Below are 17,732 nucleotides of genomic sequence, written 5' to 3'. Positions count from 1 at the left end.
GGCATAGCAGTCCGAAGGACGGCGTCGCTTCCGCTCGCCTATGACCCGGCCATCCACGTCTTGCCGCTCGGCGCGAAGAACGTGGATGCCCGGGCCTTCGCCGCGCCGAAGCGGCTTCGGCCGCGCAGGCGGGACAAGCCCGGGCATGACGTGTGGATAGAGCGGGCGCGCACGCCCCGGAATGACGATCATCATATCATATATTCCGACACGCGGAACAACGCCGTCTCCATCGCCGGAGGCGGCGTTTTCATTTTCCCCACCCCCAATCTTTGTGTACCAATGGCGTCAGGACGCTCCGTTCCAAATCGTTCGACAAGGGAGAAAACAATGCGTGAAGCCGTCATCGTTTCCTATGCGCGCACGGGCCTGGCGAAATCCGGCCGCGGCGGGTTCAACATCACGCCGCCGATGTCGCTCGCGGCCCACGCCATTCATCACGCGGTGGACCGCGCCGGCGTCGAGAAGGACTATGTCGAGGACTGCTATCTCGGCAATTGCGCCCATGGCGCGCCGAACATCGGCCGCCAGGCTGCGCTGCTCGCGGGCCTGCCGAAGACCACCGCCGGCGTGTCGGTGAACCGCTTCTGCTCGTCGGGCCTGCAGACCATCGCGATGGCCGCCAATTCGATCCGCTCCGACGGCGCCGATTGCATCGTCGCCGGCGGCGTCGAGAGCATCTCGATTCCCGGCGGCGGCACGCCGAAGGAATCGGTCGATCCGGAACTGCTCAAGGTCGCCCCCGACATCTTCATGGCGATGATCGACACCGCCGACATCGTCGCCGAGCGCTACAAGCTCAGCCGTGAATATCAGGACGAGTTCTCGCTGGAATCGCAGCGCCGCATGGCCGCGGCCCAGCAGGCGAACAAGTTCAAGGACGAGATCGTCCCGATGAAGACCAAGATGAAGGTCGTCGACAAGCAGACCAAGGCCGAGTCGATCGTGGACTACACCGTCGATCGCGACGAATGCAATCGCCCCGAAACGACGATGGAAGGATTGGCAAAGCTCGAGCCGGTGAAGGGCCCGGGCAAGTTCGTCACCGCCGGCAATGCCAGCCAGCTCTCCGACGGCGCCGCCGCCGTGGTGCTGATGGAAGCCAAGGACGCCGAGAAGCGCGGCCTCAAGCCGCTCGGCCGCTTCGTCGCCTGGGCTACCGCCGGCTGCGAGCCGGACGAGATGGGCATCGGCCCGGTGTTCGCGATTCCGAAGCTGCTCAAGCGCACCGGCCTCAAGATCGACGACATCGATCTGTGGGAGCTCAACGAGGCCTTCGCCAGCCAGTGCCTGTATTGCCGCGACCAGCTCGGCATCGATCCCGCCAAGTACAACGTCAACGGCGGCTCGATCGCGATCGGCCATCCCTTCGGCATGACCGGCGCCCGTCTCACCGGCCACCTCTTGCAGGAAGGCGCCCGCCGCAAGGCCAAGTGGGGCGTGGTGACGATGTGCATCGGCGGCGGCCAGGGCGGCGCCGGCCTGTTCGAGATCTATCACTAAAGGCCCAAGTCTCGCGCAGACAAGGAAGCACGGCGCTGGTGAAGCGCCGTGCTTCTTTTTTGGAACTGTGCCTGTGCACGTCACCGTGCACAACGGCGAGCATTGTAGTGAAATACACGTATTAATACGTGCCCGCAAATTAACGGAAGCTTTCACCGAATATCGCTTCATCAATGGCATCGCTCACCACCAGCTTGGTTCACGATGCGGCTCCTCTCCCTGCGACTCACTCACAAGATCACCGCGATCGGCGTCATTGGCGTCATCGGCGTCGTCCTGATCGGCGGCATTCACCTCTACGGCGAGCGGAGGATGGGCGTCTATCGCGACGCGGCCGAGGATGCGCGCACCGTGTTCGAGCTGAACAACAGGATCGCGGTCGAGCTGCTCGAGGCGCGCCGCGCCGAGAAGGATTTTCTGCTGCGCAGCGATCCGGCCAGGGCGCAGCGACAGGTCGAGATCAGCCGGCAGGTGGCGCTCGACATCGAGACGCTCCGCGGCAAGATCGCAGCGCTCGGCCAGCCCGAGCTGGCGCACAAGATCGACGCGATGAATGCGTCGCTGAAGACCTATCAGGCCCGCTTCGCCGCGGTGGTCGAGGAACGGCAGCGGCTCGGCCTCGACGAGAAGTCCGGGCTCGAAGGCCGCCTGCGCGCTTCCGTCCACGGTATCGAGAGCCAGGTCGACCAGTTCCAGAATTCCGAGCTCAAGGTGATCATGCTGATGATGCGCCGGCATGAGAAGGATTTCATGCTGCGTCGGAACGCCAGATATGGCGAGGAGATGAAGAAGCGCGCGTCCGAATTTGCCGCCGGCCTCGACGCGGCAGCCATTGCCGACGGCGCCAAGGCCGAGCTGCGCCAGAAGCTCGCCGACTATCAGCGCGACTTCTCCGCCTGGATGGAGACCGCGCTGAAGCTGGCGGCCGAATCGAAGGCGATGTCCGAGGCCTTCGCGTCGGTCGAGCCCGTGATCGAGCAGGTCTCGACATCGGTCGACCGCATCCGTGCCGATGCCGACCGTCTCAACGAGGCCGAGCGCACCAGCATCCAGTTCTGGATTGCAGTGGCGATCGCGCTGATTGCGACGAGCGTGCTCGGCCTCGGCATCTTCATCGGACGTTCGGTCTCGAGGCCTTTGACCGCGATGCGCGCGGCGATGATCGAGCTCGCCAACGGCAATTTCGCCATCGTTCTTCCCGGCCTCGGCCGGCCCGACGAGATCGGCGAGATCGCGCAAGCCGTCGAGACGTTCAAGATCAACGCCGAGCGGAAGGCGCAGGAGGAGGCCGAAGAGAAGATCAGGCAGGACAAGCTCGCCGCCGAGCGCCGCCGCGCGGACATGATCAGGATGGCCGACGATTTCGAAGGCGCGATCGGCGAGATCGTCGAGACCGTGTCGTCGGCGGCCAACGAGCTCGAGGCGTCGGCGACGTCGCTGACCACGACCGCCAGCCGCTCGACCGAGCTTGCCACGTTGGTCGAGGCGGCGTCCGAGGAAGCGGCGACCAACGTGCAGTCGGTGGCGTCCGCCGCCGAGGAGCTGACCGCCTCCGTGAACGAGATCAGCCGCCAGGTGCAGGCCTCCGCGCGCATGGCGGGCGAGGCCGTCACCCAGGCCGGGCAGACCAATGACCGCGTCAGCGAATTGTCCAAGGCGGCCGCGCGCATCGGCGACGTGGTCGAGCTCATCAACGCCATCGCCGGCCAGACCAATCTGCTCGCGCTGAACGCCACCATCGAGGCCGCGCGTGCGGGCGAAGCCGGACGCGGCTTTGCCGTGGTGGCCTCGGAAGTGAAGGCGCTGGCCGAGCAGACCGCGAAGGCGACCGGCGACATCGGTCAGCAGATCTCGAGCATCCAGGTCGCGACGCAGGATTCCGTCGGTGCGATCAAGACCATCGGCGGCACCATCGAGCGCCTGTCCGAAATCTCCTCCACCATCGCGGCCGCGGTGGAAGAGCAGGGCGCCGCGACCAGCGAGATCTCGCGCAACGTCCAAAGCGCCGCCGCCGGCACCACGCAGGTCAGCGCCAACATCTCCAGCGTGCGCCAGGGCGCGACCGAGACGGGATCTGCCTCCTCGCAGGTGCTGTCCGCGGCGCAATCGCTGTCGAACGACAGCAGCCGGCTGAAGATCGAGGTGAGCAGGTTCCTGGAGACGGTGCGGGCGGCGTGAGCCCCCGCCGTCGTTCCGGGGCGTCGCGAAGCGACGAGCCCGGAATCCATTGCACCACCATTGATGCGGATCGATGGATTCCGGGCTCGCGCCAAGAGGCGCGCCCCGGAATGACGACTTGAGCGTGCCGCGCCCTACGCCCCCGCCAGCGCGGGCGCGAGCACCACCTCGATCAGCGTGCCGTGGCCGGCGCTCTTGATGTTGAACCGGGCGCGGTTGGCTTCGACGAGCGCTTTGGTCAGCGACAGGCTCAGCGCCGAGCTGTCGGCGGCATCGCCCGGCGGCGGCGTGCGGAACGGCTCCATCGCGGCGGCGACTTCGCGCTCGGAAAGGCCATGGCCGGTGTCGCGGATGCGAAGCGCGATCTCGCCGCGATCGGTCAGCGCGGTCGAGACGATGACCTGGCCGCCGGCGCTGGCGAGCCGGATCGAGTTCGAGATCAGGTTCATGGTGATCTGCCGCATCGCGCGCGCATCGACGCTCACCTGCGGCAGCGCATGGGCGAGCGAGGTGCGGATGATGATGCGCTCGCGGTTGGCCTGCGGCTGCATCACCGTCACGCAGGCCTCGACCAAATCGTTCAGGTTCAAGTTCGCGAAATTCAGGTCGAGCTTGCCGGTCTCGATCCGCGACAGCTCCAGGAGGTCGTCGATGATGGCGATGACGCGCTCGCCGGAAGCGCGGATGTCCTTCATGTATTCGCCGTAGCGCTCGTTGCCGAGCGCGCCGAAGCGCTCGGAGATCATCACCTCGGCAAAGCCGATGATGGCGTTGAGCGGCGTGCGGATCTCGTGGCTGATCCGCGCCAGCATGTCGGCCTTGGCGTTGGCTGCGCCGTCGACGAGGCGGCGGGCCTTCGTCAATTCGCTCTCGCCCTTCTTGGCGTGCGAGAGATCGCGGAACACGGCGAAGAAGTTCGGCCCGTCGGGGCGGGTGCGCCCTATGATCATCGCAAGCGGAATGACGCCGCCCTTCTTCTCGCGGCCCAGCACCTCGCGGCCGTGATCGAGCAGGCTGGAGATGTCCTGGCTCTTCAGGCTTTCCAGATAATCCGCGACGATCTGCTGGCTCTCGGGGGCGAACAGCGTCAGCAAATTCTGCTGCAGCAGCGCCTCGCCGTCATAGCCGAACAGCGCCTCCGCGCTGCGGTTACAGGCGTGGATGTTGCCTTCGGCGTCGAACATCACGATGCCCTCGGCCGTGGTGTCGAGGATGGCGGCGAGATCCTCGGCATCGGCATCGCCGGCCGCGGGCTCCGCGTCCGCGGCGTCAGGCTCTGCGGCCACCACGGTCTCTGCGACGGCAGCCGCCGCGATCGGCGCCGCCTGCGGCAGCGCGCAGATCAGCGCATGCGCGCTGTCGCCGTCCCACTCGATCGTGTGCAGATGCGCTTCCGTCGCGGGCGGCGGCGTTTCGCCGTTCGCGATTGTCGCGCTGATCGTCACAGGCGTGCCGCCTTGCGTGGTGCTGCTGGCCGCCGACACGCCCGGCTCGACATAGAGCGCATCCAGCCCGCCGGCATGCTCCAGCGCGCTCAGGCTGTCATAGCCGATGCGCGCGAGGAAGGCGGGATTGGCGTAGAGCAGGCGGTCGAGCCGGTAGATTAGGATGCCCGTCGGCAACAGGTCGAGCAGCGTGCGGTCGCGCGCGCTCATCCCGCGCGGCGGCGGTGCGGGCTCGGTCAGCCATTCGGCTGCGGCCTGCGGCGGCTCCGGCTCCGGTGCTTCGGCGCTGATCTCCGCCACTGGTCCGGCCGCGTCGGTCGTGATGGTCTCGCGCTCGCGTTCAAGCCGCTCGGACAATTGCCGCGCGAGCTCGTTGAACGCGCTGTTCTCGACCGGCGTCAGCGTCGGAGGCCGCGTATCGCCGGCGACGCGGAACGGCACGACATTGGGAGGCGTTTCCACGGGCGTGTCCAGTTCGGTTGGGTGTGAAGTCGTCTCGCTTGTGGGCTCTGGCAGGTCGGGTTCGGCTTGCGGTTCGGGCTCGGCTTGCGGCTCAGGCTCGGATGGCGCGATCGGCGGTGCCTCTGCTTCGCCCTCCGCCTCAGCTTCCGCCGCCGCTTCAGGCTCGGGCTCCGCATCGAACGCGACGGCCTCAGTGGAGCGATCCTGTGCCGGCGGCTCGACCAGCAGCTCGAAGCGCCTGAGCGCCTCGAGCCGGTTGAGCGCGTCGAGATCGCGGCAGACGCCGAAGCCGCGGAAGCCGGCGAATTCACGGTTGCGGTCGTAGACCGGCAGGCCCGCGAGCTCGACCGGAATGTGCTCGCCGCCGTCGGCCGGCCAGTTCACTGTGATGCCGGCCCAGGTATCCTTGCTTTCGAGCGCCTTCGCCACGCGCCCCTCGGGATCGAGCGAGAATTCCTCGGCGATCTCGCGCCAGGGGCGGCCGAAGCCGGCGGCCGTATGCGTGCCCATCAGGCGGATGAATTCATCGGAGCCGAGCACAAAGCGGCCCTCTTCATCCATCTGCCAGAGGAAGCGCAGCGGATGCTGACGCGGTGCGGGCGGCTCTTGGTGGCTAGAAGAGTCCTGGCCCGAAGTCGGCTCGACCATGCCCGCATTGATCGGCGCGGGCTGCGGCGACACAATGGCTTGCGGCTGGTTTTCAACCGGAGTTTTGGCCGCCGCGGGGACGACCGGCTCCGGCGTCGGCGCAATCGTCTCGGCGGGCGGTTCGGCCGGCTCAGTGAATGCGTCGAACAGCGCAATCGCAGACGGTGCCTCGTCTGGCGCAGGCTGTGCGTCCTCCGGCACCGCGGCCGGAGGCTGCGCGGGCGTGACGTCGGGCGCGGCCTCGTGCGCCGCCGTGGAGGCGGCCGGCTCGATCAGCGCGACCAGGCCGATATCGGCGCCGCTGCCGACCCGCTGCAGCACCATCTGGCCGATGCCGATCGGTGCCGCGGCGCGGCCGGTTGCCAGCGCATCGCTGCGGGCGCGGTCGAGCCCGGCCTCGAGCAGATCGCGGAAGCCGAGCAGGGGGCGCGCGGCCTCGCTCGCGCCGACGAACAGCCCGTCGGGCGCGAACGCCGCCATCGGCACCTTCGCGCCGGCCACCAGCCGATGCAGCCGCTCGACCAGCGGCATGGTGCGCAGCGTCGGGTCCATCGCGATGACCAGCACGGCATGGCCGCCATCGGCAAAGTCGAGCCGCGCGCAAGCACAGGTCATCAGCGCCCCTAACCGGGCGCCGAAGCCGCGCAGCCGCTGCAGCCGCATTGCGCCGTTCGCCGGCAGCTGGGGGGCGAGCCTGACGATTTGGCGGCGATGGCTGTCGGCGGGGCCGAACACCTTGTCCGCAAGGCCGGCGCTGTTGGCCGCGCCGAACAGTTTTGCGCCGACCGGATTGGCCCACAGCACGCGCGCGCCGTCGGTCGACCATAGCCAGGCCGGCAGGGCAGAGGTCGCATGCACGGCCAGCCGCGGATCGCCCACCCCTCGCAACTGGAAATCCGAACGCGTCATCAGGCCGGCTGCATCTCACGCTTCACGAGTGGCGGCTGCCGGGAATGACAGCCTTAAGAAAGGGTTAGTATCGCCGGAAGGCGCGACCAGGTCCACGGCCCAACGCCCGCAAGCGTCCCCCGAGCGGCGATAACCTTAATCCCGCCAACCCCGCAAGCCGAGCCGACGTTGCATCCAAGGGATTCAAGGCGTGGGCGCTTGCGAAGAGACGCACCCGCGCGGCATCTCAGGTGCCCATCCTCCCCTGGAGGGTCCGGGACGAGCGTAGCTCGCCCTTGGATCGGTTCGCACGCAGCGAAGCGGAGAGCGAACCGAGGTGGGGTGACAGTCTCTCCACGCAGGCAGTCCCCGAGGGGAGAGATCACCCCACCCCGGCTTGCATCGCTGACTCGTTGCGAGCCGACCCTCCCCCTGCAGGGGAGGGTAAGAGCGCGTGTGTTGCCGGGCGCATCCCACTACCTCAACCCCCGGTTCCCTCGCCTGGGAACCTCATCCTCCCCGAGATTAAATTTCGCATCGCACCCCTCTGCCGCGTTGCGATGCACAATGTTGACATGATAGGCAGCCATAATTCTGGCGCTGGGCGAGCCATCACCTTTGTTTCGCGTTTCCAGTCTTCGTACCCGCTCAATGCGCAGGGCCCATGGTCGGGGCCGGCGGGCGCGCCAGAAAGGCTCACTCCATTTTTTCAATTAGCGTGAGGGACCAACATGACAGGTGCGACTGATCCGTTTTCTGCCTCGATCATCCCGTTCGAGGTTCCCGAGCAGGTGCGTGCGTTCGCCGAGAAGGGCGCGGCGCAGGCCCGCGAGAACTACGCCAAGTTCAAGGACGCCGCCGAGACCCATAACGGCACCGTCGAGGCCGTGTTCACCTCGGCCTCCAAGGGCGCGAGCGAGTACACCGCCAAGCTGGTCGAGTTCATGAAGGCCAATTCGAGCGCCCAGCTCGACTTCGCCCAGCAGCTGTTCGGCGCCAAGTCGCCGACCGAAGCGATGGAGCTGTGGACCGGCCACGCCCGCAAGCAGCTCGAGACCTACCAGGCCCAGGCCAAGGAGCTGGTCGAGCTCACCCAGCGCGTCGCCAACGAGACCGCCGAGCCGATCAAAGCCAGCGCCTCGAAGTACTACCCTTCCGCCGCCTGAGCGGTGAGTTTGGTGTGACATGCGAAACCCGGGCCCGAAAGGCCCGGGTTTTTCTTTTGGAAATGGGTTCGCCCGGCTCGCGCCCAGCACTCCGTCCACCTCTCCCAAAGGGAGAGGTCGGACCGCCCCCGGCGATGCGAAGCATCGTCCGGCGCGGGCCGGGTGAGGGGCTCAGGTCTCACTGCCCGCCGCGGCCCCTCACCCGGATCGCTCCGGCGCGCATTCGCGCACCAAAGCAATCCGACCTCTCCCCGCCGGCTAGAGGTGATCCCGCCCGACCGATCGACCGGTTTTCCTCGTGCTGAAGAGGGGAAATATCGGGTTCTGCGGCCTTGCCAAACCGGGCCGTTGCACCTAGTTTCCGCCCCGTCCAGCCCCCTCAGGCATCAAGCCTTTTCAGGCAGCCCAAGGCGCGGCTCGCAAGGATGCAGTTGTAGCTCAGTTGGTTAGAGCGCCTGTCTGTGGAACAGGAGGTCGGTGGTTCGAGCCCACCCAACTGTACCAACGATCGCAGTGATTGGCGCGCGATGCAGCATTGCTCCGACCGCTGAATTTCGACGCATCGTTAGACCAGCCAAAATGTTGGCGGGGCATTGCTCACCGCTACTTGGTGATCGCCCGCGGATTGCGGTTTGAGCCCAAGTGCGACGACGCTTGAATCCATCACTGCATGTGCTTAGATGCCAATTGGCAAGATTATTTTGGCATTTGGCAAGAGGCTGCCGAGGCAGAAACTATGGGTAAGAACGAGCGTAGTGGCAAAGGCGTTGCTCGAGATTCTTCGCGGGGCGTTCGCGCCCCCGGCTCCCAGACTAGCAAGCAGATCAAGGCGATTGCAGCGTCGGCCCTTACTCAGCGGCCTGACCATAAGAGGGGGTCTCGTAAATCTCCTTCGGCAGGGCTTGAACGCCTCTCCGCCGCTGAGCCGGACCAGACCTATCAACCGCAACCCGGCGCTGTTGTCGTGCGAGGGCATTTCGATGCGGTCACGGGGCTCTCGACGATCACCGATGCGCCGTCGCTCGGGCTCGGCAGAACCGCGGATGAAGCGCACTCCTCGGCCGAGCTGTTCGACGTCGTGATCGACGGCAACAGATTGTTTCGCATCGAGCCCGCTGCGCTTAAACGCCTTGCCAATTACAGCGATGACGAAATCCACGCGCTCGTCGTGCCCAAGCGCACGCTCGCGCGGCGGCTGTCGGACGGCGAGCCGCTGACGGTCGAGGAGACCGACAAGGCCGTTCGGCTGGCGCGGGTCGACCGGCTCGCCGCAAATGTCTTCGGCGATGCGGCAAAGGCGCACCGCTGGCTGCGCAAGCCGAAGAAGGCGCTGGGCGGAGAGACGCCGCTCGCATACCTCGCGACGGAGGCTGGAGCGCGCGTGGTTGAGGAGATGTTGCATCGGATCGATCACGGCATCCTCGCTTGAGGATTCGGCGTGCGGATCTGGCGGATCTCCAATTTCGACGATCTTTCCGGTATCGGCGGCCTGAAGGCCGACGGCCGCTGGCACGATCGCGGCCGGCACGTGGTCTACGCCGCGGATCATCCGGCTTCGGCGCTGCTCGAAGTGATGGTGCATCTGGAAATTGATGTGGAGGACTTGCCGACCAGCTACCAACTGCTTCGTATTGACGTGCCTGATAACCTGGCTGTCGAAAAGGTGAGCTTGAGCGATATTGAGAGAGTATCGCCGAATTGGGCCGGGAATCCCAGGGTGACACGTGATGTGTTGAGGCCGTGGTTCGACGAGATGCGCACGGCCGTGGTGTCGGTGCCGTCGGTCATCGTACCGTTTGCGCAGAACTATCTCATCAATCCGAGACACGTGGGTGCGGCGCGCATCCGCGTGTCTCATGTCGGGCGCTATCCTCACGACGAGCGGCTGTTTGGGCTGCGAACGGGCAAAGTCTGAGGTTGATGGTTTCCTGCTTTGCGCACGTCTAGGGCAACGTCCCGAGATCAGCCAACATCGACAACCTTTGGAGCCCTGAGAAAATGATCTCAGCCGAATACTGCCGCCTTATGGCCCGCTACAACACTTGGCAGAACGCCTCTTTGGTAGCTGCCGCCGACCGGCTGACCCACGAGGATCGCTGGAAGGATCGGGGGGCGTTCTTCCAGTCGATTGCAGCTACGTTGAACCATCTCTATTGGGCTGATGCCTTGATACTGGAGCGGCTGAAAGGGAACGCGCGTCCGGAGGAAACCATCAAGCACTCCCTCGCAAATCCCTCGGATTGGGAGGCCTTCAAGGCGCTCCGCTTGCAACGGAACGAGGAAATCGAAGCGTGGTCAGCGCGATTGCGCGACGCAGACCTGAACGGGATGCTTGTTTGGTATCCAGGAGACGGTTCAACTCGGATCGAGAAGCCAAAGACGCGGGTTGCTGTTCAACTCTTCAATCACCAAACCCACCACCGAGGTCAGGTCCACGCGATGTTGACGGCAGCGGGCGCAGACCCGGAGCCGACTGACATTCATCTTCTGGCCTAGCGCGAGGGCGCTTCAATCCATCTCAGCGTCCGTCAGGAAATCATCGCCTTGACCTGCGCCGTATCCGCGAACTCGATCAACTCGACGATCTTGCCGTCCTGAAATCTGAACAGGTCCAGGATCTCGGTGCTGACCGCCTTTCCGGTCGGACGATATCGAACGTCGACGCGGGAATGGATGGCGATCCTATCTCCGTCAACCAGCTCAGCCAGGATCTCGCGGCCTTCGAAACCGAAGTCTTCGATCAATTTGCTGAAGGCACCACGCAGGCTTGGGTGTCCCTCCACGCTTCCCGTCAATTCGAGTGCATTCTTGTCCCCCATCAAGGTGAACAGACCCTTGGGATCAAAAGCGGCGACCAGACCCTCGGCATCATCATTGTCGCGTGCGGCATAGGCGCGCCGGACCACTGCGAGCATTTCTTCGCGTTGTGCCATATTCCCCTCCCTGAACGTATCAGGAGAGACTAGCGACCTTCGCGTGCAAAGGCAAAATCATCTGGAAGTGGCACGGCCCCCGGCGCGGCGGAGCAGATGGTACATTTTCGTTCCCCGCGTCTGACAGAAAATGGCGAGATGTACCGGCGAACCTTTCAGGCTCCCGCCTGTTTGTAGCAGCGGCAGGACAGACAACGCTGAGGAGCTGAGCCATGAACGGTATCATCTATATCATCGGGCTGGTCGTCGTGATTGGTGCGGTGCTCTCGTTCCTGGGTCTGCGCTGATCGAGGCAATGCTATCCGAGGCCGCGCGGCGTCGCCCGCTTGCCTTGGTCGTGGCTTGGACGCGACCGCGCGAGAACCAGCAACGCCACCACGAGCGCCACCGCCGCGCGCGGCGTGCCCAGCGCCTCGCCCTTCGAGACGACAGCGGAGCCTGTCATCGGGCCACGCTTCGCGCGGACCCGGTGGCGGTCTCCTCAGGGTGAGGATCAGCGGCAGCGGTGCCCGCGAAACTGCTGCCACGCAGTCCGTCCTCATCCTGAGGGCCCGCGAAGCGGGCGTCTCGAAGGATGCGCCGCAGGCATCTCAGCCTCCGAGCGCTACGACCCCAACCCAATGATCCTCCGCGCCATGCGCACATTGGCATAGTCGATCATCTTGCCGTCCAGCGTCACCGCGCCCTGGCCCTGCGCTTCGGCCTGCTCCATGGCTTCGACGATCCGCCGCGCCTGGGCCAGCTCCTCGGCCGACGGCGTGAACGCCCGCAGCGTCGGCTCGATCTGGTCGGGGTGGATCACCTGCTTGCCGTCAAAGCCCATCGCAGCGGCCTTTTGCGCGCTGGCCTCGGTCAGCCCAGCATCGCGGAATGCGCCGCAGGGGCCGTCGATCGCGCGCAGGCCGCACGCGCGAGCGGCGACCAGAAGGCGCATCATGGGGTAGGCGAACAGGTCGAGCGGCGCGGCGGCGTAGCCGCTTTGCGCCGAGCCGACGTGGCGATAGCCATCCGGCGAGATGCCGATGTCGGAGGTGCGGGCGCCGAGCGAGGCTGCGAGGTCGCCGACGCCGAGATGCAGCGCGGCCACGCTGTCGTCGCAGGCGGCGAGGGCATCGACATTGACGAGACCGAGCGCGGTCTCGATCAGCAGCTCGAGCGCGAGAGGCGCGGCGCGATCGGGCGCGGCTGCGCGGAAGCGATCGGCGAGGCCGACGATGTCGCTCACCCGCTCCGCCTTCGGCACGATCACGGCATCCAGCCGGGGCAGGGCCGCCAAGCTGCGGATCTCCTCTGCGATGAACGGGCTGTCGACGGCATTGAGCCTGACCGCGACGTGCTTGCTGCCCCAGTCGAGCGAGGACAGCGCGCGGGCGGCTTCCGTCAGCGCAACGCCCTTCTCCGCGGGCGGCACGGCGTCTTCGAGGTCCATGAACACCGCGTCCGCCGATGATGCCGCCGCCTTGGCGACGACACGGGCGCGATGCGCGGGAACGGCGAGATAAGCCCGCGTCGGGCGCTGCGAGGCCATTCTCACGTTCCCTTAACGAGGCCAAGTTCGCCGAGGATCTTCTCGTTGTGCTCGCCGACATTAGGCACCGGATCCATCCGCGGCGTCACGCCGGGAATGGTGAGCGCGGGCAGGAAGCTCATCACCGGCCCGCACGGCGATCCCACGCTTCTCACCCGCGCGCGGGCATGCAGCTGCTCATGCTGCAGGAACGCCTCGACCGAGTTCAGGTGCGCATTCGCGATCGCGGCTTCGTCCAGCAGCCGCAGCACCTCCTCGCTGGTCATCGAGGCAAAGCGCCGCTCGATATGCGCTTGCAGCTCGTCGCGGTTCTGCATGCGCAGCGGATTGGTGCGGAAGCGCAGGTCGTCGGCGAAGTCGGGGTCGCCCAGCACGATGCGGCACAGCGACCGCCATTCCCGGTCGTTCTGGATGCCGAAGAAAATGGTGTTGCCGTCGCCGACGCGGAACGGGCCGTAAGGCGCGATCGTCGCATGCTTGGCGCCGGTGCGCGGCAGCGGCCGGCCCGTACTCTCGGTGTAGAAGGCGGGATAGCTCATCCAGTCCGTGATGGAATCGAACAGCGAGGCCTGGAACGCCGTGCCCTTGCCGGTCCGTTCGCGCCGATATAGCGCCATCAGCACGCCGTTGAGGATGTACATGCCGGTGGCGATATCGACGACGGAAAGCCCGACCTTGGCCGGCTCGGCCTCCGTGCCGTTGATGGCGAGCACGCCGGCCTCGCACTGCACCAGGAGATCATAGGCCTTCTTGTCGCTGTAGGGGCCATCAGTGCCATAGCCCGAGACGTCGCAGGCAATCAGGCGCGGAAATCTGCGCAGCAGCGAAGCGGCATCGAGGCCGAGTCGCTCCGCCGCGCCCGGCGCGAGGTTCTGGATGAACACGTCCGCCCGCGGCAGCAGGGCGTCGAGCACCTTGCGGCCCTCGGGACTCTTGATGTCGATCGCAAGGCTTTCCTTGGAACGGTTGGTCCAGACGAACTGGCTCGACATGCCGTTCATGACGTGATCGTAGTCGCGGCAGAAATCGCCGCTGCCCGGCCGCTCGATCTTGATCACCCGCGCGCCCCAATCGGCGAGATGCCGGCTCGCCAGCGGCGCCGCGATCGCCTGCTCCAGCGAAACCACCGTCACACCCGACAGCGGCAGCTCCGCTTCATTCCCCGTCATGTGATTGTCCTCCTCGTGTGCGCTTTTCGACCAGCGCAGGAGACAGGCCGGCCACCCCACGCGCATCTTCTTGAGGGTGACATGATGCCCCTGTTTTGCCCGACAAGTCAAATTTGGCTTCGAAAAATCCTAAAATTTGGCGACCTCAGTGTTTGCAATGACTTGGCTACTGTGCATGGGGTTGTTTTCGCACTTTTGGTTTGGGGCCGACAACGGCGCCTTCGTTTCGTTTCCCGGAACTGCCAAGGCCCCTGACCTGTTGCCGAGAGCGCACACGTGCCGGCTTTCGCACTTGCCCTCGGTTGCCAACGAACCGCCGTTCACCCACTATTCGCGCTGACTCGTGATGGGGGGGATCGATGCCGGCGTTTCGCTTCAAGTCCTTTGCAAAGCCCGTGGCCGTTGCAAGCCTCGCGCTTGCCCTGGCCATCCTGGCGCAGCCGCGCGCCGGTTTCGCCTACACCCAGGAGGAGCAGCAGGCCTGCACGCCGGACGCGATGCGGCTGTGCGGCGAGTTCGTCCCGAACGTCGATGCCATCACCGCCTGCATGATCAAGAGGAAGGCGCAGCTCTCGCCGCAATGCGCGGTGTTCTTCCGCCGCGGACCGGCGCCGCGCGAGCAGCGCGCCGGCAAGCCGACCCAGATCGCGCCCAAGGCTGCGAAGAAGACCGCCAAGCCGGCGCCGAAGAAGAAATCCAGCCAAGGCTGAGCGCCCAGCGGCCAAGGCTGAGCGCCCAGCGACCAAGGCTGAGCGCCCAGCGACCAAGGCTGAACGCCCGGCAGCGCGTTCCCGGTTTGAAACTCCGCCGAAGGCGCGCAACCGCGCGCCTTCCTCGTTCCGGCCCTGACTTCGGCTTCGCGGGCAGCCAGCGGACTCGTTTTGTTCGCACGACGCGCAGGCTTGCATCGGTCGACGGGCGCGCCTGAAAAGATACGCGGGCAGATTTGCGCGGCAAGGTTGCATTCCACTTTGTCCCGCGCAATGCTCAAAAAACGCACAGACGCGCGCACGAGCGGCATTTCGATGCGGCCCGTGTCTCCGTCCCGCGAAGCAGTGTGACTCAAAAGCCAACACGTCTTGTTATTTCGTGGCTGTCGCGCAGCTCCCGACAAATTTTTCTTTCACGAATCAGCGCGCTGATTCATTTTCGCGGCCTGGGGTCAATCTGGAGGCGGAAGGTATGAACGTCATTGTTTTTGCATCACGTAAAGGCGGTTCGGGCAAGAGTACCCTCGCCGCGCATCTCGCCGCGCAGATCAAGGCGAGCAAGCAAGTCATGCTGGTTGACGCCGATCCGCAGGGCTCCCTGACGCTGTGGCACAAGCTCCGCGGCACCAACGAGCCCCCGATCAAGGCTGCCGTCAACTCCGTCAGCGGCATCGTCTCCGCGGCCAAGCGCGACGGTTATGAATGGGTGTTGATCGACACGCCGCCGAACCTGTCGGCCGTCGTCGACGACGCGATCAAGAACGCCACCATGGTGGTCATCCCGGCGCGTCCCGGCGTGTTCGACGTCAACGCCGTGCAGGAAACCATCCAGATGTGCCGCGCGGCGCGCAAGCCCTACGCGGTCGTGCTCAACGGTGCCCCGGCCAAGCGCGACGAAGCCGAAAGCCCGATCGTCACCATCGCCCGCGAAGCACTGGCGAAATTCCGCGCTCCGGTGTGGGGCGGCCAGATCACCAATCGTTCGGATTTGTTGATGGCGCTCAGCCACGGCGAAGGCGCGCGCGAGTATCAGGCCGAGAGCCGTGCGGCTCAGGAAATCGCCAGGCTCTGGGCGGCGATCGAGCGTTCGGTGAAGGCTATCCGCGGCACCGCGTCGGCCTCCGGCGCAATGCACAAGCAGGCAGCTTAATTTTCATTGATCATGTCGAACGGCGAAAAACGCGCGGAAGTCCGCGCGTTTTGCGTTTCTGATTTCGCTCACGCCACCATCAGCATGTAGAACACGATGACCGGCGACAGGGTCAGGATTACCGACCAGATGCCGACGGCCCAGAGAATGTCCTCGGTGCTGAAGCCCTGCTGTTCGGCGTCGAAATGCGACGCCATTTCATTCTGACTATTCACAAACGCCCCCGCGATTTCTTCGCTTATGGACGTCAGTGATAGCAGCGATGTTTTAAGATCCGGATCGCATCTGCCCGTGCATTTTGAACACAGGTGCTACCACGGATTAACCATCCCGCGCGCGCAGCTTCAGCCGACCAGCCAGACGCGAAACAGCAGCACCGGCATCAGGCCGAGCATCACGGCCCAGAACCCGAACGACGAGACGACGAGAATTCCCTTCAAGAGATCGGCGGGCGCGAACTGGCTCGCGGCCGTAGGCCGGGTGCGATACCCCATGGTTGTTCCCCTTCGGTAACTTTGGACAGAACGATAGGCGCGATTGCGTAAACGAGCCGTGGATACGGATTGCGGCAGCTGCGAAGGCCGTTGGGGCGCGGTTAACCAAAAGGCACGCTTCACCCTCTCCCCTTGTGGGAGAGGGTGGCTCGCCGCGGAGCGGCGAGACGGGTGAGGGGTCTGTCTCCACACAAACAGTCTTGCGCTTGGAGAAAACCCCTCATCCGGCGCTTCGCGCCACCTTCTCCCACAAGGGGAGAAGGAAGAGCAGCGTGCACGGAGAGAAAACTACGCCGCGATCGTCACCCGTCGCTCGATCTCGCGATCGATCGTTGCCGCGAGCTCGCTGCTCACTTCCACCATCGGCAGGCGCACCTCCGGGCTGTCGATCAGGCCGGATCGCCACAGCCAGTACTTCGCCGGCGCGGGGCTCGGCTCGGCGAACAACAGCCGCGTCAGCTCGCCGACCTCGTGCCAGCGCGCCAGCGCCGCATCGTGGTTGCCGCGCTTGTGCTCGCTATAGATTGCCGCAAACGTTGCGGTCTCGACATGGGCTGAGAGCACGATGCCGCCGTCGGCGCCGTCACTGAGTGCCTCGAAGAAATTGGCGTCCTCGCCGGTGAGCACGCGAAAGCCCTTCGGCCGGTCGCGCAAGAGCGCGATCGATTGCTCCCGGCTCGCGCCGCAATCCTTCAGGCCGACGATGTTCTTGTGCTCGGCAAGGCGCAGCATGGTCTGGTTGGTGATGTTGACGGCGCAGCGATAGGGAATGTTGTAGAGCGCGATCGGCCATGCAGCGTGGTCGGCGAGCGTCTCGAAATGCGCCAGCAGGCCGCGCTGCGACGGCCGCACATAATAGGGACTGGCGATCAGGTAACCGTCGATCGGCCAGTCCGCGGTCTCGTCGAGGCGCTCTTGCAGACGCGAGGTGTCCGCACCGGACAGTCCGAGGCAGATCGGCAAGTTGCGGCCGGCGGTCGCCATCTCCTCGCGCACCACGGCGACGAGACGTTCGAGCTCGGCCGCGCGCAGTGTCATGCCTTCACCGGAGGTCGCGCCTAGGATGAGGCCGTCGATGCCGTGCGCGCAATAGTGCCGGGTCAGCCGCCGCAGCGACCTCTCGTCCAGCGCGCCGTCCTGGAACGGCGTCACCAGCGGCAGCCACAGCCCGTGCAATTGGTCTCGTAGTCCGGTCATGTTTCCATCTCCTTCTCGGGAAAAATGCCTGAGACGGAGGGCACATGAAAAAACCCCGTCCAGGCGGCGGGGTTTTCGGGATTGGCTCGCGATGACGAAGTCAGCTTAGCGCGCGCAATATTCCGAGGCCCCGGGATGGGGGCCCTTTTTCGAAACGATTGCGCACGACTTCGTGATCATGGGCGAATGATGCGGGGTATGCGCGGAACTGTCAACACACGCGGAGAGCGAAGCACATTTTGACGAAAAAAAGCCGGACCC

At 65.4% G+C, this 17,732-nt stretch carries 16 protein-coding genes and 1 tRNA gene; 9 read left to right on the top strand and 8 right to left on the bottom strand.

The window, feature by feature from the left end; genetic code table 11:
* The first annotated feature begins 330 nt into the window (after positions 1-330).
* Both GA0061099_RS21590 and GA0061099_RS21585 read left to right on the top strand, forming a co-directional pair.
* Positions 331-1,503, top strand: a complete 1,173-nt coding sequence (locus GA0061099_RS21590) for a thiolase family protein (protein ID WP_036030944.1) — start codon at positions 331-333, stop codon at positions 1,501-1,503.
* A gap of 204 nt (positions 1,504-1,707) precedes the next feature.
* Positions 1,708-3,681, top strand: coding sequence for a methyl-accepting chemotaxis protein (locus tag GA0061099_RS21585; protein ID WP_036030946.1), 1,974 nt, complete (start codon positions 1,708-1,710; stop codon positions 3,679-3,681).
* Between the two features lie 134 nt (positions 3,682-3,815).
* Here GA0061099_RS21585 and GA0061099_RS21580 read toward each other — a convergent pair whose 3' ends face one another.
* On the bottom strand, positions 3,816-7,145 hold the full coding sequence (locus GA0061099_RS21580; protein WP_036030948.1) for a PAS domain-containing sensor histidine kinase: 3,330 nt from the start codon (positions 7,143-7,145) through the stop codon (positions 3,816-3,818).
* A gap of 710 nt (positions 7,146-7,855) precedes the next feature.
* Between GA0061099_RS21580 and GA0061099_RS21575 the strand changes: the two genes are divergently transcribed.
* From GA0061099_RS21575 to GA0061099_RS21555, 5 genes are all read left to right on the top strand, one after another.
* Entirely contained in the window at positions 7,856-8,290 is a 435-nt protein-coding gene (locus GA0061099_RS21575; protein ID WP_036030951.1) for a phasin, read from the top strand.
* 427 nt (positions 8,291-8,717) lie between these two features.
* Positions 8,718-8,794: transfer RNA gene (locus GA0061099_RS21570), tRNA-His, on the top strand.
* Between the two features lie 232 nt (positions 8,795-9,026).
* Positions 9,027-9,719, top strand: a complete 693-nt coding sequence (gene parS, locus GA0061099_RS21565) for a type II RES/Xre toxin-antitoxin system antitoxin (protein WP_081493056.1) — start codon at positions 9,027-9,029, stop codon at positions 9,717-9,719.
* 9 nt (positions 9,720-9,728) lie between these two features.
* Complete coding sequence (locus GA0061099_RS21560) at positions 9,729-10,205, top strand: RES family NAD+ phosphorylase (RefSeq protein WP_036009526.1); 477 nt, start codon at positions 9,729-9,731, stop codon at positions 10,203-10,205.
* 83 nt (positions 10,206-10,288) lie between these two features.
* Positions 10,289-10,786, top strand: a complete 498-nt coding sequence (locus GA0061099_RS21555) for a DinB family protein (RefSeq protein ID WP_036030307.1) — start codon at positions 10,289-10,291, stop codon at positions 10,784-10,786.
* 32 nt (positions 10,787-10,818) lie between these two features.
* Here GA0061099_RS21555 and GA0061099_RS21550 read toward each other — a convergent pair whose 3' ends face one another.
* The 4 genes from GA0061099_RS21550 to GA0061099_RS21540 all read right to left on the bottom strand — a co-directional run bounded on the left by GA0061099_RS21550 (position 10,819) and on the right by GA0061099_RS21540 (position 13,920).
* Entirely contained in the window at positions 10,819-11,205 is a 387-nt protein-coding gene (locus GA0061099_RS21550; protein WP_225127150.1) for a nuclear transport factor 2 family protein, read from the bottom strand.
* Positions 11,206-11,521: 316 nt separating this feature from the next.
* On the bottom strand, positions 11,522-11,668 hold the full coding sequence (locus GA0061099_RS41275; protein ID WP_157784037.1) for a hypothetical protein: 147 nt from the start codon (positions 11,666-11,668) through the stop codon (positions 11,522-11,524).
* A 159-nt stretch (positions 11,669-11,827) separates the two neighbouring features.
* A complete protein-coding gene (locus GA0061099_RS21545; protein ID WP_036030309.1) occupies positions 11,828-12,751 on the bottom strand; it encodes an HpcH/HpaI aldolase/citrate lyase family protein in 924 nt (307 codons plus the stop codon).
* A gap of 2 nt (positions 12,752-12,753) precedes the next feature.
* The gene (locus GA0061099_RS21540) at positions 12,754-13,920 is read right to left on the bottom strand and encodes a CaiB/BaiF CoA transferase family protein (protein ID WP_036030356.1); all 1,167 of its coding nucleotides are present in this window, start codon (positions 13,918-13,920) and stop codon (positions 12,754-12,756) included.
* Between the two features lie 359 nt (positions 13,921-14,279).
* On the opposite strand from GA0061099_RS21540, the gene GA0061099_RS21535 reads away from it, so the two are divergent.
* A complete protein-coding gene (locus GA0061099_RS21535; protein ID WP_036030311.1) occupies positions 14,280-14,630 on the top strand; it encodes a hypothetical protein in 351 nt (116 codons plus the stop codon).
* Positions 14,631-15,102: 472 nt separating this feature from the next.
* Positions 15,103-15,780 (top strand): ParA family protein, encoded by a 678-nt coding sequence (locus GA0061099_RS21530; protein ID WP_025032179.1) that lies wholly within the window; start codon positions 15,103-15,105, stop codon positions 15,778-15,780.
* Between the two features lie 68 nt (positions 15,781-15,848).
* Here the strand turns inward: GA0061099_RS21530 and GA0061099_RS42775 are convergent, their stop codons facing one another.
* From GA0061099_RS42775 to GA0061099_RS21525, 3 genes are all read right to left on the bottom strand, one after another.
* Positions 15,849-15,977 carry a hypothetical protein gene (locus tag GA0061099_RS42775; RefSeq protein ID WP_260345777.1) on the bottom strand — a complete coding sequence of 43 codons (129 nt, stop codon included), beginning with the start codon at positions 15,975-15,977 and terminating at the stop codon, positions 15,849-15,851.
* Between the two features lie 147 nt (positions 15,978-16,124).
* Complete coding sequence (locus tag GA0061099_RS41270) at positions 16,125-16,274, bottom strand: hypothetical protein (protein ID WP_167361666.1); 150 nt, start codon at positions 16,272-16,274, stop codon at positions 16,125-16,127.
* Positions 16,275-16,562: 288 nt separating this feature from the next.
* A complete protein-coding gene (locus GA0061099_RS21525) occupies positions 16,563-17,471 on the bottom strand; it encodes a 4-hydroxy-tetrahydrodipicolinate synthase family protein (RefSeq protein ID WP_036030313.1) in 909 nt (302 codons plus the stop codon).
* Positions 17,472-17,732: the final 261 nt, after the last annotated feature.

Origin of the sequence: Bradyrhizobium yuanmingense (assembly GCF_900094575.1) — a bacterium.
Classification (GTDB): domain Bacteria; phylum Pseudomonadota; class Alphaproteobacteria; order Rhizobiales; family Xanthobacteraceae; genus Bradyrhizobium; species Bradyrhizobium yuanmingense.
The sequence above is the reverse complement of the archived record's forward strand: the minus strand, read 5'-3'. Positions and strand labels throughout refer to the sequence as shown.

What these genes read in the sequence shown, in the direction of transcription:
- GA0061099_RS42775 (WP_260345777.1), bottom strand. Translation starts at nt 15,977, where the DNA reads ATGGCGTCGCATTTCGACGCCGAACAGCAGGGCTTCAGCACCGAGGAC.
- GA0061099_RS21580 (WP_036030948.1), bottom strand. Translation starts at nt 7,145, where the DNA reads ATGACGCGTTCGGATTTCCAGTTGCGAGGGGTGGGCGATCCGCGGCTG.
- GA0061099_RS21545 (WP_036030309.1), bottom strand. Translation starts at nt 12,751, where the DNA reads ATGGCCTCGCAGCGCCCGACGCGGGCTTATCTCGCCGTTCCCGCGCAT.
- GA0061099_RS21585 (WP_036030946.1), top strand. Translation starts at nt 1,708, where the DNA reads ATGCGGCTCCTCTCCCTGCGACTCACTCACAAGATCACCGCGATCGGC.
- parS (WP_081493056.1), top strand. Translation starts at nt 9,027, where the DNA reads ATGGGTAAGAACGAGCGTAGTGGCAAAGGCGTTGCTCGAGATTCTTCG.
- GA0061099_RS41270 (WP_167361666.1), bottom strand. Translation starts at nt 16,274, where the DNA reads ATGGGGTATCGCACCCGGCCTACGGCCGCGAGCCAGTTCGCGCCCGCC.
- GA0061099_RS21555 (WP_036030307.1), top strand. Translation starts at nt 10,289, where the DNA reads ATGATCTCAGCCGAATACTGCCGCCTTATGGCCCGCTACAACACTTGG.
- GA0061099_RS21540 (WP_036030356.1), bottom strand. Translation starts at nt 13,920, where the DNA reads ATGACGGGGAATGAAGCGGAGCTGCCGCTGTCGGGTGTGACGGTGGTT.
- GA0061099_RS41275 (WP_157784037.1), bottom strand. Translation starts at nt 11,668, where the DNA reads ATGACAGGCTCCGCTGTCGTCTCGAAGGGCGAGGCGCTGGGCACGCCG.
- GA0061099_RS21550 (WP_225127150.1), bottom strand. Translation starts at nt 11,205, where the DNA reads ATGCTCGCAGTGGTCCGGCGCGCCTATGCCGCACGCGACAATGATGAT.
- GA0061099_RS21590 (WP_036030944.1), top strand. Translation starts at nt 331, where the DNA reads ATGCGTGAAGCCGTCATCGTTTCCTATGCGCGCACGGGCCTGGCGAAA.
- GA0061099_RS21525 (WP_036030313.1), bottom strand. Translation starts at nt 17,471, where the DNA reads ATGACCGGACTACGAGACCAATTGCACGGGCTGTGGCTGCCGCTGGTG.
- GA0061099_RS21535 (WP_036030311.1), top strand. Translation starts at nt 14,280, where the DNA reads ATGCCGGCGTTTCGCTTCAAGTCCTTTGCAAAGCCCGTGGCCGTTGCA.
- GA0061099_RS21530 (WP_025032179.1), top strand. Translation starts at nt 15,103, where the DNA reads ATGAACGTCATTGTTTTTGCATCACGTAAAGGCGGTTCGGGCAAGAGT.
- GA0061099_RS21575 (WP_036030951.1), top strand. Translation starts at nt 7,856, where the DNA reads ATGACAGGTGCGACTGATCCGTTTTCTGCCTCGATCATCCCGTTCGAG.